At 51.9% G+C, this 26,551-nt stretch carries 24 protein-coding genes, 3 rRNA genes and 1 riboswitch; of the genes, 2 read left to right on the top strand and 25 right to left on the bottom strand.

The genetic code is table 11. The features are described 5' to 3' along the window. Nucleotides 1–200: 200 nt before the first annotated feature. The 11 genes from spoVG to MKY64_RS27255 all read right to left on the bottom strand — a co-directional run bounded on the left by spoVG (nucleotide 201) and on the right by MKY64_RS27255 (nucleotide 10,215). Nucleotides 201–488 (bottom strand): septation regulator SpoVG, encoded by a 288-nt coding sequence (gene spoVG / locus MKY64_RS27205; protein WP_036696395.1) that lies wholly within the window; start codon nucleotides 486–488, stop codon nucleotides 201–203. Nucleotides 489–697: 209 nt separating this feature from the next. After that, the gene (gene purR, locus MKY64_RS27210) at nucleotides 698–1,525 is read right to left on the bottom strand and encodes a pur operon repressor (RefSeq protein ID WP_036723965.1); all 828 of its coding nucleotides are present in this window, start codon (nucleotides 1,523–1,525) and stop codon (nucleotides 698–700) included. A gap of 165 nt (nucleotides 1,526–1,690) precedes the next feature. Further along, on the bottom strand, nucleotides 1,691–2,545 hold the full coding sequence (ispE, locus tag MKY64_RS27215; RefSeq protein WP_036696392.1) for a 4-(cytidine 5'-diphospho)-2-C-methyl-D-erythritol kinase: 855 nt from the start codon (nucleotides 2,543–2,545) through the stop codon (nucleotides 1,691–1,693). Nucleotides 2,546–2,703: 158 nt separating this feature from the next. After that, nucleotides 2,704–2,883, bottom strand: a complete 180-nt coding sequence (locus MKY64_RS27220; RefSeq protein WP_036723967.1) for a small, acid-soluble spore protein, alpha/beta type — start codon at nucleotides 2,881–2,883, stop codon at nucleotides 2,704–2,706. A gap of 226 nt (nucleotides 2,884–3,109) precedes the next feature. After that, a complete protein-coding gene (gene veg / locus MKY64_RS27225) occupies nucleotides 3,110–3,385 on the bottom strand; it encodes a biofilm formation stimulator Veg (RefSeq protein WP_036696386.1) in 276 nt (91 codons plus the stop codon). Between the two features lie 269 nt (nucleotides 3,386–3,654). Next, the gene (yabG, locus tag MKY64_RS27230) at nucleotides 3,655–4,563 is read right to left on the bottom strand and encodes a sporulation peptidase YabG (RefSeq protein WP_036723969.1); all 909 of its coding nucleotides are present in this window, start codon (nucleotides 4,561–4,563) and stop codon (nucleotides 3,655–3,657) included. A 74-nt stretch (nucleotides 4,564–4,637) separates the two neighbouring features. Then, nucleotides 4,638–5,522, bottom strand: coding sequence for a 16S rRNA (adenine(1518)-N(6)/adenine(1519)-N(6))-dimethyltransferase RsmA (gene rsmA, locus MKY64_RS27235; protein WP_340956918.1), 885 nt, complete (start codon nucleotides 5,520–5,522; stop codon nucleotides 4,638–4,640). Further along, nucleotides 5,519–6,070, bottom strand: coding sequence for a ribonuclease M5 (gene rnmV / locus MKY64_RS27240; RefSeq protein WP_036723973.1), 552 nt, complete (start codon nucleotides 6,068–6,070; stop codon nucleotides 5,519–5,521). Before rnmV ends, rsmA begins: the two co-directional genes overlap by 4 nt. 161 nt (nucleotides 6,071–6,231) lie before the next feature. Further along, on the bottom strand, nucleotides 6,232–7,392 hold the full coding sequence (locus MKY64_RS27245) for a 3D domain-containing protein (protein ID WP_036723975.1): 1,161 nt from the start codon (nucleotides 7,390–7,392) through the stop codon (nucleotides 6,232–6,234). 286 nt (nucleotides 7,393–7,678) lie between these two features. Continuing rightward, nucleotides 7,679–7,907, bottom strand: a riboswitch (cyclic di-AMP (ydaO/yuaA leader). A gap of 199 nt (nucleotides 7,908–8,106) precedes the next feature. Further along, nucleotides 8,107–8,877, bottom strand: a complete 771-nt coding sequence (locus MKY64_RS27250) for a TatD family hydrolase (protein WP_036723976.1) — start codon at nucleotides 8,875–8,877, stop codon at nucleotides 8,107–8,109. Between the two features lie 54 nt (nucleotides 8,878–8,931). After that, nucleotides 8,932–10,215, bottom strand: a complete 1,284-nt coding sequence (locus MKY64_RS27255; RefSeq protein WP_339252668.1) for an HD domain-containing protein — start codon at nucleotides 10,213–10,215, stop codon at nucleotides 8,932–8,934. Between the two features lie 275 nt (nucleotides 10,216–10,490). Here MKY64_RS27255 and MKY64_RS27260 point away from each other — a divergent pair, with 275 nt between their 5' ends. Further along, a complete protein-coding gene (locus MKY64_RS27260; protein WP_019914502.1) occupies nucleotides 10,491–10,745 on the top strand; it encodes an AbrB/MazE/SpoVT family DNA-binding domain-containing protein in 255 nt (84 codons plus the stop codon). 1,090 nt (nucleotides 10,746–11,835) lie between these two features. On the opposite strand, the gene rsmI is transcribed toward MKY64_RS27260, so the two are convergent. The 10 genes from rsmI to MKY64_RS27310 all read right to left on the bottom strand — a co-directional run bounded on the left by rsmI (nucleotide 11,836) and on the right by MKY64_RS27310 (nucleotide 19,718). Continuing rightward, nucleotides 11,836–12,741 (bottom strand): 16S rRNA (cytidine(1402)-2'-O)-methyltransferase, encoded by a 906-nt coding sequence (gene rsmI / locus MKY64_RS27265; RefSeq protein WP_340956920.1) that lies wholly within the window; start codon nucleotides 12,739–12,741, stop codon nucleotides 11,836–11,838. Further along, nucleotides 12,738–13,514 carry a tRNA1(Val) (adenine(37)-N6)-methyltransferase gene (locus tag MKY64_RS27270; protein WP_200869522.1) on the bottom strand — a complete coding sequence of 259 codons (777 nt, stop codon included), beginning with the start codon at nucleotides 13,512–13,514 and terminating at the stop codon, nucleotides 12,738–12,740. The genes rsmI and MKY64_RS27270 overlap by 4 nt, the downstream gene beginning before the upstream one ends. Nucleotides 13,515–13,616: 102 nt before the next feature. Further along, complete coding sequence (gene yabA, locus MKY64_RS27275) at nucleotides 13,617–13,979, bottom strand: DNA replication initiation control protein YabA (RefSeq protein WP_036723981.1); 363 nt, start codon at nucleotides 13,977–13,979, stop codon at nucleotides 13,617–13,619. A gap of 31 nt (nucleotides 13,980–14,010) precedes the next feature. Further along, nucleotides 14,011–14,811 (bottom strand): PSP1 domain-containing protein, encoded by an 801-nt coding sequence (locus tag MKY64_RS27280; RefSeq protein WP_036696365.1) that lies wholly within the window; start codon nucleotides 14,809–14,811, stop codon nucleotides 14,011–14,013. A 150-nt stretch (nucleotides 14,812–14,961) separates the two neighbouring features. Continuing rightward, nucleotides 14,962–15,936: a DNA polymerase III subunit delta' gene (holB, locus tag MKY64_RS27285; protein WP_036696363.1), complete on the bottom strand. Its 975-nt coding sequence runs from the start codon at nucleotides 15,934–15,936 to the stop codon at nucleotides 14,962–14,964. 16 nt (nucleotides 15,937–15,952) lie between these two features. Then, nucleotides 15,953–16,396: a YaaR family protein gene (locus tag MKY64_RS27290; protein ID WP_036723982.1), complete on the bottom strand. Its 444-nt coding sequence runs from the start codon at nucleotides 16,394–16,396 to the stop codon at nucleotides 15,953–15,955. Between the two features lie 5 nt (nucleotides 16,397–16,401). Continuing rightward, complete coding sequence (locus MKY64_RS27295; RefSeq protein WP_036723983.1) at nucleotides 16,402–16,731, bottom strand: cyclic-di-AMP receptor; 330 nt, start codon at nucleotides 16,729–16,731, stop codon at nucleotides 16,402–16,404. Between the two features lie 114 nt (nucleotides 16,732–16,845). Next, nucleotides 16,846–17,487 carry a dTMP kinase gene (tmk, locus tag MKY64_RS27300; RefSeq protein WP_036723984.1) on the bottom strand — a complete coding sequence of 214 codons (642 nt, stop codon included), beginning with the start codon at nucleotides 17,485–17,487 and terminating at the stop codon, nucleotides 16,846–16,848. Further along, nucleotides 17,488–19,317: an aminotransferase class I/II-fold pyridoxal phosphate-dependent enzyme gene (locus tag MKY64_RS27305; protein ID WP_340956921.1), complete on the bottom strand. Its 1,830-nt coding sequence runs from the start codon at nucleotides 19,315–19,317 to the stop codon at nucleotides 17,488–17,490. A gap of 215 nt (nucleotides 19,318–19,532) precedes the next feature. After that, the gene (locus tag MKY64_RS27310; RefSeq protein ID WP_036723987.1) at nucleotides 19,533–19,718 is read right to left on the bottom strand and encodes a sigma factor G inhibitor Gin; all 186 of its coding nucleotides are present in this window, start codon (nucleotides 19,716–19,718) and stop codon (nucleotides 19,533–19,535) included. Nucleotides 19,719–19,928: 210 nt separating this feature from the next. Between MKY64_RS27310 and MKY64_RS27315 the strand changes: the two genes are divergently transcribed. Beyond that, entirely contained in the window at nucleotides 19,929–20,453 is a 525-nt protein-coding gene (locus tag MKY64_RS27315; protein ID WP_036723988.1) for a hypothetical protein, read from the top strand. A gap of 86 nt (nucleotides 20,454–20,539) precedes the next feature. On the opposite strand, the gene MKY64_RS27320 is transcribed toward MKY64_RS27315, so the two are convergent. From MKY64_RS27320 to MKY64_RS27335, 4 genes are all read right to left on the bottom strand, one after another. After that, on the bottom strand, nucleotides 20,540–20,959 hold the full coding sequence (locus tag MKY64_RS27320; protein ID WP_036723990.1) for a hypothetical protein: 420 nt from the start codon (nucleotides 20,957–20,959) through the stop codon (nucleotides 20,540–20,542). Nucleotides 20,960–21,275: 316 nt separating this feature from the next. After that, a 5S ribosomal RNA gene (gene rrf / locus MKY64_RS27325) occupies nucleotides 21,276–21,392 on the bottom strand. Between the two features lie 76 nt (nucleotides 21,393–21,468). Next, a 23S ribosomal RNA gene (locus MKY64_RS27330) occupies nucleotides 21,469–24,397 on the bottom strand. 235 nt (nucleotides 24,398–24,632) lie between these two features. After that, a 16S ribosomal RNA gene (locus MKY64_RS27335) occupies nucleotides 24,633–26,193 on the bottom strand. The 16S, 23S and 5S rRNA genes sit together here, the layout of an rRNA operon. Nucleotides 26,194–26,551: the final 358 nt, after the last annotated feature.

A 26,551-nucleotide genomic window follows, 5' to 3' on the forward strand; every position in this document is an offset into this window, starting at 1 on the left:
TCATTCCGGGCAAAAAGAAAAGAGAACCATGCAGGCATGGTTCCCTTTTCTTCGAACCCCAATAAAATCCCCCCACAATGTGGGGCTTTGGCTCCGAGGCTGACCCAGGTACTCTGCGGGGACCCCGAAACATATAAAACGGTATGGCCTATTGCCGCCCTGGGGAGGCAGCAACTCTCAGAGAGTCAGCGGTTCACCGCTTAAGCTCCCTCTTCAATAACTTCCTCTTCTTCCGTAGCGGCACGTTCGTACTCGGCCAGAACCGCAGATTGAATCTTCTCGCGCGTTCCCGAAGAAATCGGGTGTGCGATATCGCGGAATTCTCCGTCAGGTGTACGCTTGCTGGGCATTGCAACAAACATCCCGTTATTCCCGTCGATGACGCGAATGTCATGAACAACAAACTCGTTATCGATTGTAATGGATGCGATTGCTTTCATTCTCCCCTCAGAGTTGACGCGGCGGAGTCTGACATCCGTAATTTGCATGTGTGTGTTCACCACCTTTTTCCATCAGAGACTTGGTGTATAATTCCACACAGCAAAGCGAATTCCTTCTTTTTCATTCCAAATAATGCCTGATTAAGAAGATTATTTTTGCAGAATCGTCGATTTCGACAGATTTCGTGCAGTTATCTTAAGAATCCTCATAATTTCGACATTATGCCCGTCTTTTCAGAACCGGCAGTATCCCTCGTTCAGGAGGAGAAATAGTTGCCCGGAAACGCCGAAATACGCCGCACCTTGGAGTCCACCTCTGTCAGCTTCACCAGCGACACGTAGTCATGCAGCAGGCGTTCTTCATTCTCCACGTCGCCGGACTCTACGAGTACGCCCACACCTGCGACCTCTGCATTGAACTCACCCAACAGATCGACCATTCCGCGTACGGTGCCGCCCGCCTTCATGAAGTCATCGACAATCAGCACCCGGGATTTCTCGCGCAGTGCCCGTCTGGACAGGGACATCGTATGGATGCTCTTATGGGAGCCCGACACATAGTTGATGCTTACAGCCGAGCCCTCCGTTACCTGATGGTCACGTCGGACCAGCACGACAGGCAGCCCCAGCTGCGCAGCCGTTGCGTACGCCAGCGGAATCCCCTTGGTCTCCACCGTCATGACGACATCAATCTCCACGCCGTAGAAGGCGGTGGCAATGATCTTGCCGGCCTGCTCCATCAGGGACGGGAGGCCGAGCAGATCCGACATATACAGATAACCGCCGGGCAGTATCCGGTCGCTCTGCTCAAGCTGCCCGCACAGACGGTTCACGAAGGCAAGCGCCATATCCATAGGCATGCGCGGAATATAACGCACTCCGCCCGCTGCCCCGGCCAGTGTCTGCAGCTCGCCCATTCCTTCGCCTTCAAATACCTCTTTTATAATAGCCAGGTCCTCGCTGACCGATGACTTCGCCGCACCGTACCGCTCTGCAAAAGTGGACAGAGGCAGCAGATCATGCGGCTTCTCCAGTAAAAATTGGGTCATGTCAACTAACCGTTGGCTTCGTTTAAGTTTTTTCACGGAATGCTCCTCGCCTTATAAGCTGAATTTAAGAATAATGCATGCTTGATTCTTAAATTCACTTTATACAAAACCGAATATTACTATGAATAATATCATTATTGTACGGATTTGCACAAGCGGAAACCGCTTTGCCTCCGTTATCAGAGGATGGTCCCGCTCCGCTTAGCTCAGCGAACGCACTGCATAGACTTCCTTGCAGAATCCGCGCAGCCCGTTATAGATTCTCGCCACCTTGGAGTGCTTGGAGACAAGGCCAAATACGGTCGGACCGCTCCCCGACATCAGCACGCCGTCCGCCCCCAGCTTCAGCATCGCTTCCTTGAGCTGCTGCACCTCAGGGTGCAGCTTCAGAGTCACATCCTCCAGCACGTTGCCAAGGCCCTCACAGACGGCTGAGAAGTCACCGGCCTCCAGAGCCTGCTGCATGCGGAGCGCGGACGGATGCACCGCTATGTTGCCGGCGCGCACGCGTCCGTATACCTCAGCCGTCGATACATTGATCGGCGGCTTCGCCAGGATGACCCACATTTGCGGAGGATTCGCGATTGGGGTCAGCCGTTCGCCCCTGCCCGTAGCCAGGGCAGTGCCTCCTGTGACGCAGAACGGGACGTCTGAGCCCAGCTCAGCGCCCAGCTCCTGCAGCTCCTGCACCGGGATGCCCAGGCGCCAGAGCCGGTTCAGGCCGCGCAGCGTAGCCGCGGCATCGCTGCTGCCGCCGGCGAGGCCGGCAGCGACCGGAATTCTTTTGTCCAGATGGATATGTACTCCGCTTCTGACGTTATACCGGTCCTTGATCAGCCTTGCCGCCTGGAAGGCCAGATTCTTCTCATCCAGCGGAATATATCCGGCCTGGCTTGAGATAATAATCGAATCCCGCTTCAGCTCCGACAGCTCCAGACGGTCCGCCAGATCGACCATTGTCATTATCATTTCCACTTCATGAAATCCGTCAGCCCGCTTATGCAGCACATCCAGCATCAGATTAATTTTTGCCGGTGCCTTCTCATACATTTTCAAGGCGTTCACCCACCCTCAGCTTTTCCCGTACAAAACAACTTAACATATTATATGAGAAACTGACAGTGAAGTCCATTAAATATACATTCGGTTCTAGGAAGCAGAAAAGGTACCGCCCGCAGGCGATACCCGGTGCGGCATGACACCGCTATAGCCGCTTACAATTTCCGCGCAGCAGCCTGCTCTGCCAGCTGAATCGCCCGTTTCACCATATTCCCGGCATCGACTGCCCGGATTCCGCCCCAGCCCTCCTGCTCAACCGTTTCGTAGAACCCAAGCTCCTTGGCCAGCTCCGTCTTCAATTCCTCCGACATCATGCTTCGTCTTCTGCGGCTCATTACGAATGCCTCCCTTGTGTGCTGCTCTATGATGAACGTACTGCCTATGTAGTATGCAGCCGGGAGGCCAGTGTCATGCAGCATAATTCAGGAAGACCCCCTACATGCAAAATAACCCCACAAAGTGGGGCTTTAGCGTAGGTGATGACTCAGGTACTTTGCGGGGACCCCAAAACATAAAAATTCTATCAAAAAACAGCCCCCCCGCAGGGAGACTGTCATGACGCTAAGCTTTGATATACATAATCCGCATCTGCCCATCGTCTTCGGTAACTGTGATTTCCACAGATTCAGTAAGTATATCGGCATAGCTATAGGAGACACGCTTGAAGGTCTGCTGCTCCTGATCGAGTTTGACAATAAATACAGAAGGGTACGTTTCTTCCAGGACACCGGTGCGTTCAACGGTCTTCCGACGGCCACCGTTAGCCCGCAACGTGATCTTATGACCGACGTGAGCTTCAAGACTGCGTTTAATTTCTAACAGCGCGTTATTAGCCATTACCTGACGACCACCTCTTTCCTTGTCCATTATACAACTTCTATAACCACTTGTCAAATTAAATAAATAATTATAGATGATGAGAAAAAAGTTGTCAACGGAATTTTTTTAGACGGGGAAATTCCTGACTTAAGCACCTTGTTATCAGTAATGAAGACTGGCTGCTCCCTGACCCATCTTGTGTCATAAGCGGCTTCCGTGGCAGCAAAATAGGATAAGCACGAATGCTTACCCTATTCCTTCCGCCTGTTCAGTTATCACTTACCCGGTTATAGCACCGAAGGCGCTACCTTCAGCGTAGCCAGGTTCTGCAGCTGAGGCATTCCGATCCGGAAGCTGCCCCGCGTCTCTATTCCGCCCATCCCCTGATTGCCGCTGATCGTATGGCTCAGCACATCGCTTAAGTTCACCGTATCCCGGATAGAGGTAAAAGAGGCCTTGGCCGCGATATACACCGGGTCCAGGGCATGAATGAGTATTCTGCCCGGGGAGCTGGCGAAATTGGCGCCATTGCCCAGGAGAGCCTCGAAGTGCGACTGGCAGGCTCCGGCTACGATCGTCAAAGCATCGAAATTCCGCTCATATTCACGGGCCACCCGGATGGCTGCCACAAAATTCTGTGAATTCTTATAGCTGCTCAGACTGTACAGATCATAATTCTGCTGTTGCTTAAGTACTCCATCATGGCCGGTAATCACTACGATATCGGGACGCACACGGGGCAGCAGACGATACAGCGTCTCCGCCATTTTGGATTCGTTGACATGATGTCCCTCCGCCGGTATGCGCAGCTGCTCGTAGAGGCTCAGGCTCTTCTTCAGATAGAGTGCATCACCATCCAAATGCAGGACCTTACCCGGCACTTCAAAATAAGCCGCTTCCTTCGGAGATGGGCCCCAGGTTCCCGTGGACCCCGACACGCTCTCTCCGCTTCGCTGGCTCTGCACCTGCCGGTCTTTACGCAACCAGGTTAGAGATTCTGTTGCCTTGATCTGCGCACGCGCTCCCCGCTCGGTAACCCGTGTAGGAGGCACCTGAACCAGATCCTCCAGCGGGGAATCCGCCAGCAGACGGAACTCCGTGCCTTTAATGACTGCTCTATTCTGCAATATATTGTCTACCCGGAAGGTCACATCGCCGCCATAGGATTTACGAATGACCAAGTCTCCTAGATTCATTACAACACCACCTCTACCCCATGTTATGGGCAAAGGCCCCGGTTGGTTCATCCGCCGGGAGGGTTTTCTGTATTCTATGCGATGCCTGCGGCCAGAAGAACCGCACTGAGCCGGGCATACTCTTCAATGCTAAGCGTCTCGCCGCGCCGCGAGGGTTCAATGCCGGCTTCGGAGAGCAGCGCCTCCAGGCGCTCCCGCCCTTCTTCCGGGAAGTAGCGGGCCTTAAGATTATTGGCAATCGTCTTGCGCCGCTGGGTAAAGGACGCCTGTACCACACCAAAGAAATGCTTCTCGTCCGCTACCTCCACCGGAGGGCGTTCTCTGACCTTCAGCCGGATCACAGCCGATTCCACGTTAGGCTGCGGGATGAACACCGTACGCGGCACCATACAGACCAGCTCAGGCTCGCTGTAATACTGGACGGCAATACTCAGGCTGCCATACTCCTTGCCGCCCGGAGACGCCGCCATACGCTCGGCAACCTCCTTCTGGATCATGACCACGATATTATCCAGCGGCAGCTTCTCCTCCAGCAGCTTCATGAGGATGGGTGTAGTCACATAATACGGCAGGTTAGCTACGACACTAACCCGGTCCCTCCCTGTGAAATCCTCAGCGAACAGCTCCTGCAGATTCACCTTCAGCACATCGTCATTACGGATCTTTACATGGGGATAAGGCGACAGGACATCCCTAAGAATCGGGATCAGCCTGCGGTCAATCTCTACCGCAGTGACGGCCCCGGCCGTCAACGCCAGCCGTTCCGTCAGTGCTCCGATCCCCGGCCCAATCTCAAGCGCACCGGCTGTGCTGTCCAGACCGGCGGCATCCACGATTTTGTCCAGAATATTCTGATCGATCAGAAAGTTCTGGCCCAGGCTTTTTTTGAAGGAGAATCCGTAACGCTGAATTATCGCTTTGGTTCTTGTTGGGGACGAGATATTCTCGATACCGCTCATGAAGTAATGCCTCCCTGATCAATTTGGGCGAGGGCCTGCGCGAATTCTTCGCGGGTAATGCCGAACATCGCCAGACGTTTGTACAGCTGCTTGCCATTGCAATAACCGATACCGAGCAGATTGCCAAGCTGCATTCTGCGCTCAGCCGCCCGGGGATGCACCATCAGCCCTGCGGCCATAAGCTCATCCAGCCCAATGATGGGCGGCGCCCCCTCGAAAGAGGTATGTACATGCTCCAGCGCATGGCGGATAGCCTCAGGCGAAGCATTCTCTATTCCGATATCTCCTTTGCGGGTTGCATCCTTCTCCGGGATGAAGGCATGCTTGCAGCCCGGCACCTTGGCCGCGACGATTTTGCGGATTCGCTCTCCGGCATGATCCGGGTCGGTAAGAATGATTACACCCCGGCGCTCCATGGCCAGCTTGATCTTGGCAATGACCCTGTTATCCACTGCCGAACCCCCGGTTTCAATCGTATCGGCCTCAACCGCCCGCTTAACGGCAACGGTATCACTTTTCCCTTCAACCACAATTAGCTCTTTAATCATAAATATTTTTACTCCTTACTCCAGAACGCAAAAAGAAGAGGATTCGCTCCCCTTCTTTTTGGCTAAAGAATGTATAAGTGATGAGCGGCAGCTCTCTAAAATTTCGTAAGTGCTTCCCTCACTATATCGTATTAACCGCTAATTTGCAAAAGACTTTACGTTTAGTTCAGCTCCGGCTTCACAGGTCCGATCACATAGAGTGTGCGCGACTTGCGGCCGAAATTACGGGCATGGCTCAGTGAATCGTAATAGACATCCACCTTGTTGCCTTTGATGGCACCGCCGGTATCCTCTGCTCGGCGAAACCCTAATCCTTCAATGTACACCCACCAGCCAATTGGTATAACACTAGGATCAACAGCTATAGTGCGGCCTTCCGTTACGCGTGTGCCGGAGGCAGTACGTGTTCCAATACCCGGTTCCTGCGACGAATACGCAGTCATGGATACGTTTTTGATCATTCTTTTGTACTCGAAATCCACACCAGCCTTACTGGTAACATTGCTGGCCTTTGCGCTGGCTTTAGATGACTTGGAGGTTGTTACAGGTTTGGAGACCTTGGCAGTAACTACGACGGGCTTAGGAAGCGGCTTGGTTCCAATGGCAATGACTTTGTCCTTGGTAACCGTCTGTACTTCCTTGCCGATCATGCGCATGGATGCCAGCTCGCCATCTTGATAGATCTTCTCGATGTGCTGGATCATTACGCCAGGCTTACCTGCCTGTGCCACTCTTACGGTTCCCTTGGTCAATGAGGGGTCTGCTGTCTTAATGACCCGGAAAGGCAAATTAGTTGTCCGTTGAACCACATGCTTGTTAATCCGGACAATTTTGATTTCCATGTCTGCAGATACTGCGGTTTCTAGCGAAGGGTAAATCTTGTCTAAGCCTTCCAGGCTGTAGCCCAGCTTGTCGATGGCCTGACCAATGGTATCCTCGGTCGTAAATAACGTCTCGGTCTTTCCGTCAACGGTAAGAGCGAACTTCTGCGCAGTGTTAATCACGATACGGTCGCCGTCTTTTATTTCATCACTAAGGCCAATAGATAATTCATCATGCGCCTGCAGCGAAATCTGTTCCTTAGCCAGCACATCACTGAACAGCGTTTCCCGCGTCTCCAGTGTCTGTACCTGTCCGTCTATTACTAGGGTAATTTCTTTTTTGCTCTGACCGTGTACGTACAGCAGTATTAACAGTGCGATAACAATCGATGCCACACCGGCAAGTAAAACTACGCGGGGATTCACTTGCTTCAACCGTAATGCGAAAGACCTGCTGGATGATTGCGAATCATGGGATACTTCTGGTTGGAATACGCCCACTCTTTCCATCCTCCTTACATAGCCCCGTCGTCCAAGTTATATCAAGGTGACTGTATCACTTCTGACGAAACTAGGTTTGAGTTTGCAACAGGATACGCCCGCACTTGCTTCAGCGTTTCCTGCTCATGGATCGCCTGCTCGGCATAGTTACTCCGGAGATCTGTTATATAACAGTATGCCGGGAGCATTCTCATTATTCAAAACAAAAGAAGCCTAAAAAGAGCTCATAGAGGACTCTTTCGTGGCTTCCCGGTGTCGAATACGTCGGAATGCTTATACACGAGGTTTCCTCTCTTACTTGCGCTTACGGGGTTAGCTGTCGGGTTCGGACATAAGAGAGACGCCCTATCTCAGGTCACCCGCTCACGGCGGTTGCCCTCAAATTCACCCCAAGACCACGTAAAGAAATCAAATAATGCCTGCGGCAATTCTGTGCCAGTACTTTTGTACGTTCATGCGGCAGCGCATTATTGGTTCCCCCATTCTCCGTTGCGGAGACTCAGCGAGACGATCCATGAAATTAGTGACTGTCACAGTTACAACAGCTCACTGCACTGAAAAGATGATATCCTGTTTTGATACATGTTGTAAAGGACGATTCAACCACGTTTACGTAAAAAAATGATTAAAATATTGTAATAATCGGCCATTTTTCCGTCATAAAAGTTTAATATATCCGCTATACTTCATTTTTCACCGCTTTTACTCCTGTTTTCAGAGTATCCCAAATCGTTCCAGTGCGTTCGCATACGTAATTTCCGCCAATTCCTGTAATTCAATCCCTTTTATTGCCGCGGCCGCCTCCGCTACCAGCCTCACATGAGCAGTCTCATTTCGCTTGCCCCGGAAGGGGTGCGGAGTCAGATATGGGGAGTCGGTTTCGATCAGCAGCCGGTCCAGCGGAGTCTGGGCAAGCACCTCTTTGGGCACCCGGGCATTCTTGAACGTAATCGGTCCTCCAAAAGAAAGATGGAAGCCCAAATCAAGACACATCTTGGCACTTTCCCAGCTCCCGGAGAAGGAGTGCATTACGCCGCCAACCTCGCCCGCCTTCTCCTCACGGAGTATGCGGATTACATCTTCATGAGCATCGCGGTTATGAATAGAGATTGGCATCTTCAGCTCACGGGCCAGCCCGATCTGCTTGCGGAATACTTCATGCTGCACATCCTTAGGAGAGGTATCCCAGTAGTAATCCAGCCCAATCTCGCCGATGGCAACCACCTTGGGATGAGCGCATAAGGAGGCGATCCATTCCAGGTCTCCGTCCTTCATCGTGATGGCATCCTGGGGATGCCAGCCAACGGCTGCATAAATATAATCATATTTCTCGGCAAGCTGCATGGTGGTCGGTATGGTATCCCGGTTAAAGCCAATATTGATCATCTTGCTGACGCCGGCTTCCAGCGCCCTGGCAATGACCTCTTCGCGGTCTTCGTCGAATTGTGGAGCATCCAGATGGGTATGGGTGTCGAATAACTGCATTACATTACATCCTTTCGGCCTGTTGTTGTATCTATAATTCCAAGCTTGATCTGATTATTTGGCAAAAATCTCTGCGATGGACGGCGGCAGCTGTGGAAGGGCTTTCTGCAGTCTGTCCTGCGGAAAATACAGATGGTATCTGCCGCGGTGAATACCACTGATAGAGCGAACAATATCCGAGACCTCGGAGATTTCCCTCAGCCGGTCATGCTTGTCCAGAAGCAGGATCTGCTTGCTGTCAAAGCCGTCTCCCGGACGGAACACATCATAGGGAAGATCGGTGGGATAATCAATTTCCAGATCATAATCGGGCCGGAGTCCCGCACCTGCGAAGCTGCGGCGAATTTCGTCAATCGTGTCAGAATCCAAATGCTCCATCTCCACATATTTATACAGTTTACGATGGATAAACCGGCTGCACAAGTCGCTCAGGATGTCATCCTCCTCCAGCGTCCACTGCATGAAGGCAGTCTGCATCAAGGCTTCATCCAGCAGCAGGTACTGCCCTACCGTTACCTCTCCGCTGAACAGATCACTTAAGGGCTCGATCATGAAGCGGAAGGCATGCTGCTGCTGCACCAGCTCCTTGGCCCGACGGAGAATCTGCCTGAGAATAATCTCAGAGCTGCGGGTTACCGGGTGGAAATAGACCTGCCAGTACATCTGGTACCGTGACATCAGGTAATCCTCAATCGCATGCATCCCCGATTCCTTCACAACCACCCGGCCGTCATAAGGGCGCAGCATCCGCAGAATCCGGTCGATGTCGATGGTTCCATAATTCACCCCTGTATAATATGCATCCCGGAGCAGATAATCCATCCGGTCAGCATCCAGCGGTCCCGACACCAAATTGACAACAATTTCATGCTCATAGGTTTTGGAGATGACCGAGGCTACTTTACCGGGGAAATCTTCAGCCACATCACGCAGAATAGCCGTAATCTCTGTATCCTCCAGAATGATACGGCAGGTCCAGTCTTCATGATCCATTTCGAAAGCTTCTTCTATAGAATGGGAGAATGGGCCATGCCCCAAATCATGCAGCAGTGCCGCACACAGGGTAAGCAGTCTCTCCTCCGGCATCCAGTCCTTATAGCCGCTCCGTTCAAACTGGGAAATAATCCTCCGCGTAATCTCATATACCCCCAGAGAATGGGAGAACCGGCTGTGTTCCGCCCCGTGAAAGGTCAAATAGGAGGTGCCCAGCTGCCGGATGCGCCGCAGACGCTGGAATTCCATAGTATTAATCAATCTCCAGATAATAGTGTCCTGTACGTGGATGTAGTTGTGAACCGGGTCCTTAAATACCTTCTCTTCTGACAGCGGTTGCTTCATGAAATCATCTCCTTTTCTTGTTTTATATAATATATTGTCGCTCTTTGTCGAATATTAGCGATTCATATACTGCCAAATCGACAAACATCTTCATAAGCTTTTTAAGAGTGATTTGCCCGATCAAACGCGGAATAAATGTGGTCTCAAAAGATTTCTTAAAATTAGCCTGAAAAAAGGTTGACTGTTTTGGGAATGGTTGGTATTATAAATATCATAAAACAGTGAAGAATGTCGAATAATGACGCTTTTGAACATTGAGAGGAGCAACGATTGTAATGATGAAATCAACAGGAATTGTACGTAAGGTAGATGAGCTTGGACGGGTCGTTATTCCAATTGAATTGCGTCGCACCCTAGGCATTGGAGAAAAAGATGCGCTCGAAATTTACGTGGACGGTGAGCGGATCATGCTTAAGAAATACGAGCCTGCTTGCATTTTCTGCGGCAATGCTGAGAATGTAACTTACTTCAAAGGTAAAATTGTTTGTCATGAATGCATTTCGGCTATCCCTACCCCTGTGACAAACTAAAATAAATAGGGTATAATAGGAACTAATCCAATTGTTAATTCTAACCTTTTTATATCTCCTTGGCCTCCCGTTCGCGCGGGAGGTATTTTTTTGCGCTATTTTCGGGGACTTTCCCCGGATGCCCCTTTTTCCTACCCTGTCTGCTTCCTAAACCTCACATCTAATTCTTAAACCTCTGATTCTTACCCTCCCAAACCCTCCCTGCAGGGAGGGCCCCAAGGGCCCCGGCCCTCTGGACACCCGGAAGCTTGGTGAATCTCTGCTGCTGGCTCGGAAGGAAGCGGGGTTCGGCGGTGTACCGGCCCTCCTCGGCCTCCCTGCGGTGATTCGTCAGGCCTTGCCAGTCGAAGGGTTTCGCCATAGGCAGTTGCCTATGGCGGCTGCGCCGGGTGCTCTCGTGCGACTGATCTGCGTAGACCCGCTCTCTCTGCGAGAATCGCTTAACCATAGAGTGACTAGCGACTTGGGTACTGGATGGCTACTGGCTGCTGACTTTTTTTGTGCCAGAACTTACTATGTGGAGCGACTAGTACAGTGTCAGATAATGAAACCCTATCATCCCAAAAAATCTAACGGACCGAAAAGACCCTTATTCCCACGAGAACGCCACCTTTTGCAGCGTAACGGACTCAGGCGACCTTATCATCCTTCTACGAGTCGTTTTGGAGCTGAATTGCAGGGGATAAGGTCCTTGGGGTCCGTTAATCGCTCAAGTGACGACTTTCTTCCCGGATAAGAGCACCTCAGTCCGTTACACTAAGCCAAACGCCCCTAAGGTGAGAATCATTATATAAGAAAAATGGTCTTGAGAAATTTGGATAACTGTATTCTGTACAGCTATTTATTGCTAAAACATCCATTTGATCATTATAAGTGTACTTTGAACACTTATATCCACATAATTCCTATAAAAGGTTCATTTTCCTAGACATATAAATGTATAAACTACAACTATAACTAATAAAAGGAATAATTCAATCCATATAAGTGTATGGAATACATTTATTTCATTGGTTTTCAGGTTGTTCAGATGGTTAAACCCATTTTTAGGTTTTCACTGGAATTCGAATAACTTCAGCACAGCAGTGTTCTAACTCCGCTCCAGGAGTTCATTATAAATATCGCGCTTGGACAAGCCGCGGTCAGACGCTGCCTTTTTCATGGCATCCTTACGCGTTAAACCAGAAGACTCATAGTGGGCTACATGCTCCCCGGTACTAAGCTGACGCCACCAGGAAGACTCGGCCAGCTCGGCCTCCTCTTTACTCTCTCCCTCAAGGATAATTACGTACTCTCCAAGCGGAGGATGCTCCTCCAGCCATCTACTGCATTCTTCAATCGTTCCGCGCAGGAACTCCTCATATCGCTTAGTCAGCTCACGCGCCAGTGTGATCCGGCGGTTGCCGAAGGCCTCCTGCAAATGAACAAGGGTCTTGGCAACTCGGTGCGGCGATTCATAGAAGAGCAGTGTCCCTTGGGCAGAACGCAGAGATGCCAGAACGGCCCTTATGTCCTTGCGCTCTCTAGGCAGGAAGCCGACGAACGTGAAGCTGGCGGTAGGCAGCCCTGAGGCAATCAAAGCCGACAAGGCGGCATTCGCTCCTGGCACCGGAATCACCGGAATCTGATGGCTGACAGCCAGAGCTACCAGATCGGCACCAGGGTCGGAAATCGCCGGCAGACCGGCATCGCTGACGAGTGCCAGATTTTTACCTTCTATTATATAGCGTATCAGCTCCGGCCCACTGGCGGCCTTGTTATGCTCATGGTAACTGAACAGCATGGACGGTGTAATTTCAAAATGGCTCAGCAGCTTACGCGTCTGTCTCGTATCCTCAGCGGCGATAATATCGCATTCCTTCAGCATGCGTACTGCACGATATGTCATATCTTCCAGATTGCCGATCGGCGTAGCCACCAGATACAGACTTCCGCATCCTTCGGGCTTCGCTCCGTCATGATTATTTTGAAAGCTGCTTTGGCATTGTATGGTCATTGGCTCGTATCCTCTTTGTTTCCGTAATAAATATCCATAATCTCGGGGCAATATTGATTGTCCTCATTATATACGATTAAAGGCGGTTGTAAACGCACCTCCGGCTTCCCGTCACGCGCGGCCTCGATCAGAACCATATTCGCTTCCAGATGGGCGCGGGGATGTACAAAGCGGATCAGCTTCGGTTCCAGCCGGTGCTTCCGCATCAGACTGATAATATCCACGAGGCGCTGCGGCTTATGCACCATGCTGACTTTGCCTCCGGTACGGACCAGCCGGACACAGGCCTGAATGACCTCCTCCAGGGTACAACCAATTTCATGGCGGGCCATCGCCTGATGGGAATTTAGCTTCAGATCGCTCCCGTTCAGCGGCATATAAGGGGGATTCACCGTGATCGCATCGTATACGCCATAGCCCGCTGTAAGATGAAGCTCCCGCAAATCGCCCTCATGAATCTGTACCCGCTCCTCCAGACCGTTAAGCGATACACTGCGCCGGGCCATGTCTGCCAGACGGGGCTGAATCTCGATTCCTTCAATAGAAGCCTTCGTCCGTGTAGTCAGGAGCATAGGAATTACTCCGTTACCCGTACACAGGTCAAGCACCCGTCCGCGCGGCGGTACACTGGCGAACCGTGCCAGCAGTACGGCATCCATCGAGAAGCTGAACACTTCGTCACTCTGGATAATTCTCAGATCATGGGTGAGCAGGTCATCGACCCGTTCTGCTTCATGTAAGGGTACAGGTGTATTGTTCATTGAATGGGTCATTGTAATGTAATCTCCTAAAAGTTTTTGTTGAGCGTATGCTTCGGAAGCATAGCCTTACATTCAAAAAAACCGTAGGCGACAATCTCCTACGGCTGGATATCCTCATTTATTAAGAAAAGAAAGGCAGAACAGACAATCCCCTTCCGTCCGCAAATGCCCAAAGTAGACATTGCAGATGTGGAAGCCTTCGTGATACAGCCGGGCCAGATTATCGTAGCCTTCCCCGACAACCTCCTCTTTCCCTTCGGCAGCAAGTATAGCCTCCGCCTCCGCAGACAGTGCGGCCTTATCTACAGGTGCTTCCCTTTTCAATATGATACGAAGTTGCTCGTTCTCCAGACTCAGCTTCTGATTCGCTTCCATCAGCTCTTTGACCGTCTGCTTCCAATCGCCCAGAGTGGTGCGCATTTCATCCATCTGCGCTTCCATCTCCTGCATGTGTGCAAATATATTTTTCTTCTCCAAGTTTCCACCCCGAAAGTAACCTTATAATGGTTTACTTGACGACAACATCATCCATTGGAAGTTCTTTAACTTTGCCCACTTCAAACAGCTGCACATGAACCGTGCGGCTGCCGGCATTGATACCGACTACCTTGCCGTCACCCAGTGAAGTAACGACCATTTTGCCTACAGCCGGCATTTCTTCCTTCGTGCTCTCATAATTATCATGCTCAAACTTCAGACAACACATCAGCCGTCCGCATAATCCCGAGATCTTGGTCGGGTTAAGCGACAGATTCTGATCCTTCGCCATCTTGATGGACACCGGCTCGAAATCACCAAGCCAGGAGGAGCAGCAGAGCACCCGTCCGCATGGGCCTAATCCGCCCAGCATCTTGGCTTCATCCCGCACACCAATCTGCCGGAGCTCAATGCGGGTACGGAAAATACTGGCCAGGTCCTTCACCAGCTCGCGGAAATCCACGCGGCCCTCGGCCGTAAAGTAGAAAATAATCTTGTTGCGGTCAAACGTAAACTCCACATCCACCAGCTTCATTTTGAGGCCATGATCGCGGATTTTATTTAAACAGGTGGTAAAAGCATCCTTCGCTGCACCCTTGTTCTCTTCCACCACGCGCGCGTCGGTTTCACCGGCAATGCGCATGACTTTCTTGAGCGGCAGTACAACGTCAGCTTCCTGCACCTCTTTTTTGCCAACGACAACCTTACCGTATTCGACCCCTCTTGCAGTCTCGACAATAACGCATTGATCGCGTTCAATCGGGAAATCAAGCGGATCGAAATAATATATTTTACCCGCTTTTTTGAAGCGGACACCTACTACGCTGTACAAAAATTAACCCCCTTGTTTGACGGTAAAGGAACCCTTAAGCAAGACTGCTTCCCTGATGATCCATGCTTGTCCTTCCTCGTCCGCTATACCCGGTCTTTCCAGGTGCTGAGGATTATATCCCGGAGGATCTATTATAAATAACCCGAGCCTCTAGCTTTCCAGCCGGATTAAAAACTGCTCCAGACACAGCTGGGCATTGGCATTGGAACGCAGCTTCCGCTTACTCTCCGCCGCATATTCCATATAAGCCACCCACTGCTGCGTACTCCTCTGACGGGCAGCCCTCGAAATAAAGTCTAACTGATCTATGAAAACGATACTTTCGTGCTTTCGGTACAGGAAGTAGAGCATATCTTTGAACCATAAGTGGAACATGCTGAATAGAGTGTCCAAATGTTCACCAAGTCCGGTCTTGAACAGCTTCGAACCCGCGGTTGCTACCGCAGTGCTGCCCTTGCCCAGAGACTCCTTCGCTAATTGTAACACTAGATTTCTCATTTCTGCAAACCAATTCTGTGCCAAAAGTTCCCTGCAGCCGTCAAGACCGGCAGTCAGCGACACCGCGCACCGTGCCAGCGGCACCGGAACCCCTTCGCCGGACAGCGCCTGAAGCATAATATCCGGATGGAGCGGGCTAAACGGAATGCGCTGGGTTCTGGACTGGATCGTCGGGAGCAGGGAACTGCTGTTATCGGAGATGAGAATGCCTACCGCAGGGGCCGGCGGCTCCTCCAGGAATTTCAGCAGACTATTCGCGGCTTGCACCGTCATTTTGTCCGCTCCTTCTATAATATAAACCTTCGGGTTAATTCCTTCCGAGCGGTAGGAAAAAACACGCTGAAGTTCACGAATCTGATCGATCTTAATGCTCGCCCCATCGGGGCGCAGCAGCGTTAAATCAGGATGATTGCCATGCTCCACCTTGCGGCATTCCAGGCACTCTCCGCAGGCATCATCCTTGCTGGCGGTACAGAATATCGCCTGGGCGAACGTCAAAGCCATCTTCACCTGCCCGCTGCCTGCCGGACCCGTGAACAGATAGGCATGGCTGACAGCATCCTTGCGTAGGGCATTCTGAAGCAGCCGCTTGGCGTCCTCCTGGCCTAATAGTTCATGAAAAGACATATATTCCTCCAAGTTGTCAGAAAGAAAGGTTAATCAGCAGCCCGCGGATCTCTCCAACCCGTCCCAGGAGATCGATCCGGCCCTGCTCGCTGTCCAGCAGATCATCTGCCATATTCAGCAGAGCGGCATCAACCTCTTCGAGCAGCTTGTAGCGTTTGCCGCGGCCCCGCCGGTCCCAGCCTTTGGTGTCCTTCAGGATCACTCCGCGGCGGGCCGTCTCCTCCAGAAACCGTTTGATCAGGTTCCGGTAGATGGATAGCTCACGCACAGTCATGGATTTGGAGAGCCGGTCGCCTTGCAGCTGGATATCTTTGATCTGACGGTTCAACTCATCTATAGTTTTCTGCTGGCTTTGCTGTTGAAATACATCGTTGAAGTTTTTTTGCTGGACCGGACGCCTTTCAGCCTCCGTGGTCAGCATTTCGCTTTTTAAGGGCCTGTAGCCCGGGTTGATCTTCATTATGCTCAATAATGCTCGAAACGATCGACGGGAAGTACGAATACGGTAGCTCCGCCCACCTGCACTTCAACAGGAAGCGGCAAATAGGAATCTGTCGTGCCGCTCATCGGCGTGACCGGAGTGACCAGTTGCTCGCGTACTTTGCAGCTGTTACGGATTACACTGAGTACGGCGTCTACCTGAATATCATCTACCCCAATCAAAAAGGTAGTGTTACCCGCACGGAGAAATCCGCCTGTACTGGCCAGCTTGGTGGCGCGGAAGTTCGCCTTCACCAGTTCACTGGATAGCCGGTTGCTGTCTTTATCCTGGATAATTGCAATGATCAAATTCATCTTCGTATCCCCTCCTATTAGTTATGTTCACAGGCTATCCGCACAACATTGATTCAATCTGTGGAGAAGCCCTGTTCAATCATTATACCTCTATTGTTTATTTGACAAAACACCTTAGAAATCCTTTAATATCCTGTCCTTCAGTACACGTACAATATCCTGCTCCACCATATGGATGGGACGACCCGCATCAAGCACCACAATCCGCTGCGGATCAGAGCTGGTTACCAGTTCATAGCCCGCCCGCACCTTCTGATGAAACTCCAGGCTCTCCAGATCCAGCCGGTTCACTTCCCGGTTCTGATTGGCCGCTATCCGGGACAGGCCCACCTCAGGATCTACATCCAGGTAAAAGGTAAGATCGGGCATTCTCCCGCCAGTCGCAAACCGGTTAATCCCCCTCACCTCTTCGATGCCCAGCCCTCTGGCGTACCCTTGATAGACCAGACTGCTGTCTACAAAACGGTCGCAGAGCACGGTAATTCCCTCCTGCAAGGCAGGCTCGACCACCTCCGCCAGATGCTGGCTTCTTGCCGCCGCATACAGGAGTGCCTCTGTCCGGGCATCCATAGCCGTATGCGCCGGGTCGAGGATAATAGAGCGGATCTTCTCGGCAATCTCAATCCCTCCCGGTTCACGGGTGATTAAATAGGGCATGGAATGGTTCTGCAGATAAGCAGCCACCCTGCCGAGTACGGTTGTTTTGCCGGAGCCGTCGCCTCCCTCCAGTGTAATGAAGAATCCTTCTCGCTTCACTTATGCTTCTCCGCCCTTCTGAATGTTGTATACCATAATATGCTGTAAGGCCGGATCAGCACAGGCCTGAAATTTCGCCCCGCCTATTCTCAGACGGATCAGCCTGTCACAGACAGACGCTGTAATGCTCTCTCCGGGATATAAGAGCGGGATGCCTGGCGGATAGGGAATAACCATCTCCGCCGCAATCCTGCCCGCGCTTGCCTCAAGCTCTACACTCTCTGTCTCCCCGGCAGCCACCGGCCGGATAGAGAACGCGACCGGAGCCGATACTGCCGGGATGTCAAAATTGTTCCACGTGGAAATATGACCGGAGAAGGTTAATTCCCCTTCTCTGCTATTATATGACGCTGCCTGGGCTGCGGTCCGTGCGCTGGAGAAGGATTCTCCGCCTTGGGGAGCGGGAGCCGCGGCAGTGTCTGAGTAAGTAGACTGGCCAGGAACGGAATCAGCGGTAAGATCTAGGCCGGAGACAGGTTCAAGATCAGAGATATGATCAGATCCAGCAGTAGGTTCAGGGCCAGTGACATGATCAGCGCCAGTGGTAGGTTCAAGGTCTGAGGGAGATGCGCTCCCGCCTGTCTGCGGCGCTGCCAAGGAGGTCTGCGCTGCAATGTCCTGCAGCGCTGTCAGCAGCGCAGCTGCCTCTTCAGCCTTCGAGCCGAGGCTGAAGGCCAGAACCACGTGCCGGTCGTCGCTCATCTCCGGCACGATTTCCCTCTCTTCGAGCCTGCGCTGCAGCTCGAAGCCCCCCAGGACCCCCGCGGCGTCATATATGACCGCCTTGAAGGGGTCCTGGGTCACGTACGCCGCCCCGCGCAGCGGCGGCGTATTCACTCCTGCGGCGCCCGCCTCGCCGCAGACAGCCTGCTGCGGCTGCGCTGGTTGCAGCAGCCCGAAGCGCGGCAGCGCCGCCAGGCCGCGCCGCAGGACATCCACGGCGGCGAGCCCCGCCGTGAAGGCACCGGCGCCCTGGCTGTGCAGCAGGCGCCGGGCCAGATCGAGCGAAGCCATCACGGGGTAGGATGGGCTGGAGCTCTGCACCATGGCCAGGCGCTGCCGCAGCAGCGCACGGTCAAGCCATGGCCCTTGCACATGCAGCATGGCGCCCATCGTCAGCGCCGTCAGCATCTTATGCGTGGACTGCACCACGCCGTCCGCGCCTTGGGCAAGCGCCCCCGCCGGAAGCGCGGGGTGCTGCCCGTAATGCGCCCCGTGCGCCTCATCCACCAGCAGTGGCACGCAGCAAGCGTGACAGGCCTGCGCGAGGGGCGCTAGGTCACTGCCCATGCCGTAGTAATTCGGCATGGTGACTAGGACCCCGGCAGCCTCCGGGTAAGCGGCCAGCGCCGCCTGCACCGTCTCAGCAGACGGTGCCACCGCAAGGCGGCTGCCCGGGTCGATCTGCGGCTCCAGGAAGACTGCACGCGCTCCCGCCAGCATCAGTCCATGGATCACGGACTTGTGGACGTTGCGCTGCAGAATAAGCAAACTTCCGGGCTCAGAACAGACCGTCAGGATCAGAGCCAGATTACCCGCGGTGCTTCCGCCCACCAGCATATAACTCTCCTCCGCGCCGTAACAATCGGCTGCCAGCTCCTGGGCCTCCCTTATTACCCCTTCCGGATGATGAAGGTCATCCGTTCCGGTAATCTCCGTCACATCGTAACGCATCACTTCCGTGAGATACCCCGCACTCTCTGCACTGACAGTACTCCGGTAAGCCTCCCCGTTCTTGTGACCCGGCACATGATAAGATATATTACCCTTATGTCTATATTGTTCCAGCATTTCGTATACAGGTGCCCTGCCAGGCTGTAGCTTGTCCATAGATTCTTCCTCCCCTGGGGGTTACCTTCTATTTTAACGCAAATGCACCCAAACGCCTATCACTTCCGCAAAGGATTGCACGCAATAAAACGGCTCCCCTCACCCGGTCAGGGCGGAGAAGCCGTTAAGAAGAACCTTGTATTTGCAGCCAACGCGACACAGATTCACCGCCCGCTCTTTATATGTTGCTTGTTACAGGTACTTCAATTCGAACATTAAGCATGCATACGCAGATTGATCTTCTTCATCCGGTTAATGAAAAAGTTGTACTTCACATCCTCAGCCTCCGTACGCACCATCTCACTCTCACAGTCCTCACAGATGAAGTGCGAGACAATCACAATGCCTTCTTCCTTTTCTTGCCCGCAGATAATGCAGGCCTGCCCGGTTTGCTGTTCCATTTTCATCCCACCTTGACTCTTTTAAGAACAGTATGGTACACCTTCTATCATTTTAAACCTTTTCATAGTTTTTTCCTAATCCTTCATAGCCTAAAATATATATATTCGCCCGCTGCCCATTCGGTGAATCTGAGCCCGTTGTTTAATAAAACGCAGGAGCAGGCCGATAATAATAACAAGAGAACTTGCGAGGAGGTCCGAATTCCAGGTATGGAACCAAACACCAAAGGTGCCGCTACATTCTATCAATACAAGCTTATCAAAAAAATTACTATTACAGCATTCCTGCTGCGGGTCTATATCACCCTGCCCTTTATATGCCTTGTGCTCGAAAGTGTCTTTCTCTCCTGGCTTAGTGTTCTGTTCATGATTATAGCCGGACCTGTCATGCTGTGGATTCAGTATGTCATCTCACGCTCTGTGCTGCTGATTAGCGGACACCCTATCGCCAAGCGCTGGAGATTATCCCTGCGCCTGCCCTGGCCCGGTTACATGCCCGATCAATATATCAATTACGGCATCTTCCGTACCGTACAGCTGCATAACCTCTGGATCGGTCTTTGTATAGCCGCACTCTTCATCGTCTGGGCTCCGCCAGCCTTCACGGTTTCGCTTGCGGTATGCCACCTGTGGCTGCTGCTACCCCGTCTGTATGCGCTACTGCGGTTAACAAGTGTAGGCAAAGACGGGATGCTCAAGTTCAATGCGGCAGACGCCTCTTATTACGCCCAGTAATCCCAACCAGATATACATAGCGCTGTATTTAAGCGGCCAAGCATGCTCACACAAAAAATCGCCATCCATAACCGGACGGCGATTTTTTATCTGTTCTTTAAGCCTTTGGTTGTAACCTTCTTTTCCTTCGGAATCATCACGATGAAATAGTCATCATGCACGGTCAGGTGTACAATAAGTCCTTCTTTCTGAAAAACACGGGAGCTCCCGGAATCGTCTGCTTTCTGTTCCTGCTCTTCCCAGCCCCACGCTTTAATGGCTGCAAGATAAGGCTCGGGCACGCCTTTCTTCTCCTTCAACCCCGGCAAAGAATACCGTACATAGTCCATGGCTACGTTTGTAGTTGTTCTGTCGGGTGAGCTTGCCTCTTTGGGAACGGGGAAGTCTTCCTCATTAAGTGCACCGTTAAAAGTATCCCAAGCCGGCTCCTTCGTTCCGCAACCCGCCAGCATTACTCCGACTATACAAAGAATAACTAATATCCACAAAGGTTGAGTTCGCTTCATACCTTAAATCCTCCTTACCTCTACCATGCATCTAAAGACGCAAGAAAATTCCAAGATAGAATTTATACGTAGTTCATTCGTATTAAGGCTTTTGCTTATTTATTGCACTTTTCCATTATACTTGGAACCATCGCCTCGTCGGTAACAAAAATGTCACTCGTTTGTAAGCGTTTTTATAATAAAATACCGCACCCCTTCCCGCTTTTTATATATGCGGGTATACAAAAAAGCCATTGTCGAATTGTCGACAATGGCTTTTTATATATGCGGGTATACAAAAAAGCCATTGTCGAATTGTCGACAATGGCTCATGTGTGCTTGGCAACGTCCTACTCTCCCAGGACCCTTCGGTCCAAGTACCATCGGCGCTGGAGGGCTTAACGGTCGTGTTCGGGATGGGTACGTGTGGAACCCCTCCGCTATCGCCACCAAACGGGCATTTACAGCGTAAATGCTTCAGGAATTTGATTCCTGAAAACTGAATCCGAAACGAATCTGCGAATTATTTTTTGGATAAGCCCTCGACCGATTAGTATTGGTCAGCTCCATGCATTGCTGCACTTCCACCTCCAACCTATCTACCTCGTCGTCTTCAAGGGGTCTTACATACTGGGAAATCTCATCTTGAGGGGGGCTTCACGCTTAGATGCTTTCAGCGCTTATCCCGTCCGTACGTAGCTACTCAGCCATGCTCCTGGCGGAACAACTGATGCACCAGCGGTACGTCCATCCCGGTCCTCTCGTACTAAGGACAGCTCCTCTCAAATTTCCTGCGCCCACGACAGATAGGGACCGAACTGTCTCACGACGTTCTGAACCCAGCTCGCGTACCGCTTTAATGGGCGAACAGCCCAACCCTTGGGACCTACTTCAGCCCCAGGATGCGATGAGCCGACATCGAGGTGCCAAACCTCCCCGTCGATGTGGACTCTTGGGGGAGATAAGCCTGTTATCCCCAGGGTAGCTTTTATCCGTTGAGCGATGGCCCTTCCATGCGGTACCACCGGATCACTAAGTCCGACTTTCGTCCCTGCTCGACTTGTAGGTCTCGCAGTCAAGCTCCCTTATGCCTTTGCACTCTGCGAATGATTTCCAACCATTCTGAGGGAACCTTTGAACGCCTCCGTTACTCTTTAGGAGGCGACCGCCCCAGTCAAACTGCCCGCCTGACACGGTCCCCGTACCCGATGAGGGCACTAGGTTAGAACCTAGATACGATCAGGGTGGTATCCCAACGGCGCCTCCGCAGAAGCTTGCGCTCCTGCCTCACCGGCTCCCACCTATCCTGTACAGATCGTACCCAAATTCAATATCAAGCTGCAGTAAAGCTCCATGGGGTCTTTCCGTCTTGTCGCGGGTAACCTGCATCTTCACAGGTATTAAAATTTCACCGGATCTCTCGTTGAGACAGCGCCCAAGTCGTTACGCCATTCGTGCGGGTCAGAATTTACCTGACAAGGAATTTCGCTACCTTAGGACCGTTATAGTTACGGCCGCCGTTTACTGGGGCTTCGGTTCACAGCTTCGGGTTTAACCCCTAACCGCTCCCCTTAACCTTCCAGCACCGGGCAGGCGTCAGCCCGTATACTTCGCCTTGCGGCTTCGCACAGACCTGTGTTTTTGCTAAACAGTCGCTTGGGCCTTTTCACTGCGGCCCCCTCGGGCTATTCACCCTACCGAGGCACCCCTTCTCCCGAAGTTACGGGGTCATTTTGCCGAGTTCCTTAACGAGAGTTCTTCCGCGCGCCTTAGAATTCTCTTCTCGCCTACCTGTGTCGGTTTGCGGTACGGGCACCTTCTCCTGGCTAGAGGCTTTTCTTGGCAGTGTGAGATCATGACCTTCGCTACTGTAATTTTCGCTCCCCATCACAGACCAGCCTTAATGATGTGCGGATTTGCCTGCACACCAGCCTCACTGCTTAGACGGACATCCATCAGTCCGCGTCACTACCCTCCTGCGTCACCCCATCGCTCATAGCGGATTACGGTGGTACAGTAATTTCAAACTGTTGTCCTTCGACTACGCCTGTCGGCCTCGCCTTAGGTCCCGACTTACCCTGAGCGGACGAGCCTTCCTCAGGAAACCTTGGGCTTTCGGCGGATCAGATTCTCACTGATCTTTTCGTTACTCATACCGGCATTCTCACTTGTATGCTGTCCAGCGCTCCTTACGGTACACCTTCAACCCACATACAACGCTCCCCTACCCCAGATGCAAAGCATCTAGCCATAGCTTCGGTGGTGTGTTTAGCCCCGTTACATTTTCGGCGCAGAGTCACTCGACCAGTGAGCTATTACGCACTCTTTCAATGGTGGCTGCTTCTAAGCCAACATCCTGGTTGTCTGTGCAACTCCACATCCTTTCCCACTTAACACACACTTGGGGACCTTAGCTGATGGTCTGGGCTGTTTCCCTTTTGACAATGGATCTTAGCACTCACTGTCTGACTCCCGGCAAGAAGTAAATGGCATTCGGAGTTTGACTGAGCTTGGTAACCCTTGCGGGCCCCGCACCCAATCAGTGCTCTACCTCCACCACTCCATTCACCGAGGCTAGCCCTAAAGCTATTTCGGGGAGAACCAGCTATCTCCGAGTTCGATTGGAATTTCTCCGCTACCCCCACCTCATCCCCGCATTTTTCAACATGCGTGGGTTCGGGCCTCCAGTGCGTGTTACCGCACCTTCACCCTGGACAGGGGTAGATCACACGGTTTCGGGTCTACGTCCACATACTTAGTCGCCCTATTCAGACTCGCTTTCGCTGCGGCTCCGGCTTCTCACCTTAACCTTGCATGTTAAACGTAACTCGCCGGTTCATTCTACAAAAGGCACGCCATCACCCATAAAGAGGGCTCTGACTTTTTGTAAGCACACGGTTTCAGGTTCTATTTCACTCCCCTTCCGGGGTGCTTTTCACCTTTCCCTCACGGTACTGTTTCACTATCGGTCGCCAGGTAGTATTTAGCCTTAGCAGATGGTCCTGCTGGATTCATACGGGGTTTCACGTGCCCCGCACTACTCGGGATCCGTCTCGGAGAGAACACAGTTTAGGCTACAGGGCTTTTACCTCTATCGCGGGCCTTTCCAGACCTCTTCGCCTACTCTATTCCTTTGTAACTCCATGTGAGACGTCCCACAACCCCAAGAGGCAAGCCCCTTGGTTTAGGCTGTTCCGCGTTCGCTCGCCGCTACTGACGGAATCACTATTGTTTTCTCTTCCTCAGGGTACTTAGATGTTTCAGTTCCCCTGGTCTGCCTCTGCATTTCCTATGTATTCAGAAATGAGTAACTGCGAATTACCACAGCTGGGTTTCCCCATTCGGACACCCCCGGATCAAAGCTTGCTTACAGCTCCCCGAGGCAGTTTCGTTGTTCGCCACGTCCTTCGTCGGCTCCTGGCGCCTAGGCATCCTCCGTGTGCTCTTAGTAGCTTAACCAATGTGTTTTCCGTTAGGAAAATCACGGTAGCAACTAATAACTATTTCCACTTGCTTACACAAGTTTCAGCTAAAAGATGTTCTAAAACGCAAATTCGTTTCGGTATCCAGTTTTCAAGGATCAAGTTTAAAGATGAGAGCTTAAACTCTCAAAACTGACCAACGAGTGAGTCACTAGCCGACCGGCTAGATTTAAGATTTGAATGTCTTCATTGCAGAAGACGATTCTCCATAGAAAGGAGGTGATCCAGCCGCACCTTCCGATACGGCTACCTTGTTACGACTTCACCCCAATCATCTACCCCACCTTCGGCGGCTGGCTCCCTTGCGGGTTACCCCACCGACTTCGGGTGTTGTAAACTCTCGTGGTGTGACGGGCGGTGTGTACAAGACCCGGGAACGTATTCACCGCGGCATGCTGATCCGCGATTACTAGCAATTCCGACTTCATGCAGGCGAGTTGCAGCCTGCAATCCGAACTGAGACCGGCTTTGCTGGGATTGGCTCCACCTCGCGGCTTCGCTTCCCGTTGTACCGGCCATTGTAGTACGTGTGTAGCCCAGGTCATAAGGGGCATGATGATTTGACGTCATCCCCACCTTCCTCCGGTTTGTCACCGGCAGTCACTCTAGAGTGCCCAGCTCAACCTGCTGGCAACTAAAGTCAAGGGTTGCGCTCGTTGCGGGACTTAACCCAACATCTCACGACACGAGCTGACGACAACCATGCACCACCTGTCTCAACTTTCCCCGAAGGGCACCTGATGCATCTCTGCTTCGTTAGTTGGATGTCAAGACCTGGTAAGGTTCTTCGCGTTGCTTCGAATTAAACCACATACTCCACTGCTTGTGCGGGTCCCCGTCAATTCCTTTGAGTTTCAGTCTTGCGACCGTACTCCCCAGGCGGAGTGCTTACTGTGTTAACTTCGGCACCAAGGGTATCGAAACCCCTAACACCTAGCACTCATCGTTTACGGCGTGGACTACCAGGGTATCTAATCCTGTTTGCTCCCCACGCTTTCGCGCCTCAGCGTCAGTTACAGCCCAGAAAGTCGCCTTCGCCACTGGTGTTCCTCCACATATCTACGCATTTCACCGCTACACGTGGAATTCCACTTTCCTCTTCTGTACTCAAGTCACCCAGTTTCCAGTGCGACCTCAGGTTGAGCCCAAGGTTTAAACACCAGACTTAAATAACCGCCTGCGCGCGCTTTACGCCCAATAATTCCGGACAACGCTTGCCCCCTACGTATTACCGCGGCTGCTGGCACGTAGTTAGCCGGGGCTTTCTTCTCAGGTACCGTCACTCCGGTAGCAGTTACTCTACCGGACGTTCTTCCCTGGCAACAGAGCTTTACGATCCGAAAACCTTCATCACTCACGCGGCATTGCTCCGTCAGGCTTGCGCCCATTGCGGAAGATTCCCTACTGCTGCCTCCCGTAGGAGTCTGGGCCGTGTCTCAGTCCCAGTGTGGCCGTTCACCCTCTCAGGTCGGCTACGCATCGTCGCCTTGGTGGGCCGTTACCCCACCAACTAGCTAATGCGCCGCAGGCCCATCCCCAAGCAGCAGATTGCTCCGCCTTTCATTCTTCTCTCAGGAGAAAAAAGAAATTATCCGGTATTAGCTACCGTTTCCGGTAGTTATCCCAGGCTTGAGGGCAGGTTGCCTACGTGTTACTCACCCGTCCGCCGCTAAGTTTGAAAGGAAGCAAGCTTCCTTTCAAACTCCGCTCGACTTGCATGTATTAGGCATGCCGCCAGCGTTCGTCCTGAGCCAGGATCAAACTCTCCAAATTGGTATTTAGAAAGAGCGATTGCTCATTTTGAAACATCTGACGAGAATTTACATTCTCATTTTTGGATCTCACCGAAGTGATTTCCAGATACTCACTCGTTGTTCAGTTTTCAAAGATCAAGCTCGTTGTTAGTGTCGATGTTGTCGTCACCAGCAACTCTTATAATATATCACATCCAACCGATCAATGCAAGCTCTTTTTTTCAACTTCTTGTTCTAGCCAGGCGTTGATGTTTCGCGGCCAGAAATAGAATATATCACGTATAGAGATTCAATGCAAGCATTATTTCTAAATCATTATCTAAAGCTACGCTTCCCCTAACCGGCCCTAACCCGGCAAGCAAGTTAGCATAGCTCTA

Source organism: Paenibacillus sp. FSL R7-0210 (assembly GCF_038009085.1).
Lineage (GTDB): Bacteria > Bacillota > Bacilli > Paenibacillales > Paenibacillaceae > Paenibacillus_AQ > Paenibacillus_AQ silagei.

What these genes read in the sequence shown, in the direction of transcription:
- spoVG (WP_036696395.1), bottom strand. Translation starts at nt 488, where the DNA reads ATGCAAATTACGGATGTCAGACTCCGCCGCGTCAACTCTGAGGGGAGA.
- MKY64_RS27220 (WP_036723967.1), bottom strand. Translation starts at nt 2,883, where the DNA reads ATGAGCCGCAGAAGACGAAGCATGATGTCGGAGGAATTGAAGACGGAG.
- veg (WP_036696386.1), bottom strand. Translation starts at nt 3,385, where the DNA reads ATGGCTAATAACGCGCTGTTAGAAATTAAACGCAGTCTTGAAGCTCAC.
- yabG (WP_036723969.1), bottom strand. Translation starts at nt 4,563, where the DNA reads ATGAATCTAGGAGACTTGGTCATTCGTAAATCCTATGGCGGCGATGTG.
- rsmA (WP_340956918.1), bottom strand. Translation starts at nt 5,522, where the DNA reads ATGAGCGGTATCGAGAATATCTCGTCCCCAACAAGAACCAAAGCGATA.
- rnmV (WP_036723973.1), bottom strand. Translation starts at nt 6,070, where the DNA reads ATGATTAAAGAGCTAATTGTGGTTGAAGGGAAAAGTGATACCGTTGCC.
- MKY64_RS27250 (WP_036723976.1), bottom strand. Translation starts at nt 8,877, where the DNA reads ATGCAGTTATTCGACACCCATACCCATCTGGATGCTCCACAATTCGAC.
- MKY64_RS27255 (WP_339252668.1), bottom strand. Translation starts at nt 10,215, where the DNA reads ATGAAGCAACCGCTGTCAGAAGAGAAGGTATTTAAGGACCCGGTTCAC.
- MKY64_RS27260 (WP_019914502.1), top strand. Translation starts at nt 10,491, where the DNA reads ATGATGAAATCAACAGGAATTGTACGTAAGGTAGATGAGCTTGGACGG.
- rsmI (WP_340956920.1), bottom strand. Translation starts at nt 12,741, where the DNA reads ATGACCATACAATGCCAAAGCAGCTTTCAAAATAATCATGACGGAGCG.
- MKY64_RS27270 (WP_200869522.1), bottom strand. Translation starts at nt 13,514, where the DNA reads ATGACCCATTCAATGAACAATACACCTGTACCCTTACATGAAGCAGAA.
- holB (WP_036696363.1), bottom strand. Translation starts at nt 15,936, where the DNA reads ATGTCTTTTCATGAACTATTAGGCCAGGAGGACGCCAAGCGGCTGCTT.
- MKY64_RS27290 (WP_036723982.1), bottom strand. Translation starts at nt 16,396, where the DNA reads ATGAAGATCAACCCGGGCTACAGGCCCTTAAAAAGCGAAATGCTGACC.
- MKY64_RS27295 (WP_036723983.1), bottom strand. Translation starts at nt 16,731, where the DNA reads ATGAATTTGATCATTGCAATTATCCAGGATAAAGACAGCAACCGGCTA.
- MKY64_RS27305 (WP_340956921.1), bottom strand. Translation starts at nt 19,317, where the DNA reads ATGGACAAGCTACAGCCTGGCAGGGCACCTGTATACGAAATGCTGGAA.
- MKY64_RS27310 (WP_036723987.1), bottom strand. Translation starts at nt 19,718, where the DNA reads ATGGAACAGCAAACCGGGCAGGCCTGCATTATCTGCGGGCAAGAAAAG.
- MKY64_RS27315 (WP_036723988.1), top strand. Translation starts at nt 19,929, where the DNA reads ATGGAACCAAACACCAAAGGTGCCGCTACATTCTATCAATACAAGCTT.
- MKY64_RS27320 (WP_036723990.1), bottom strand. Translation starts at nt 20,959, where the DNA reads ATGAAGCGAACTCAACCTTTGTGGATATTAGTTATTCTTTGTATAGTC.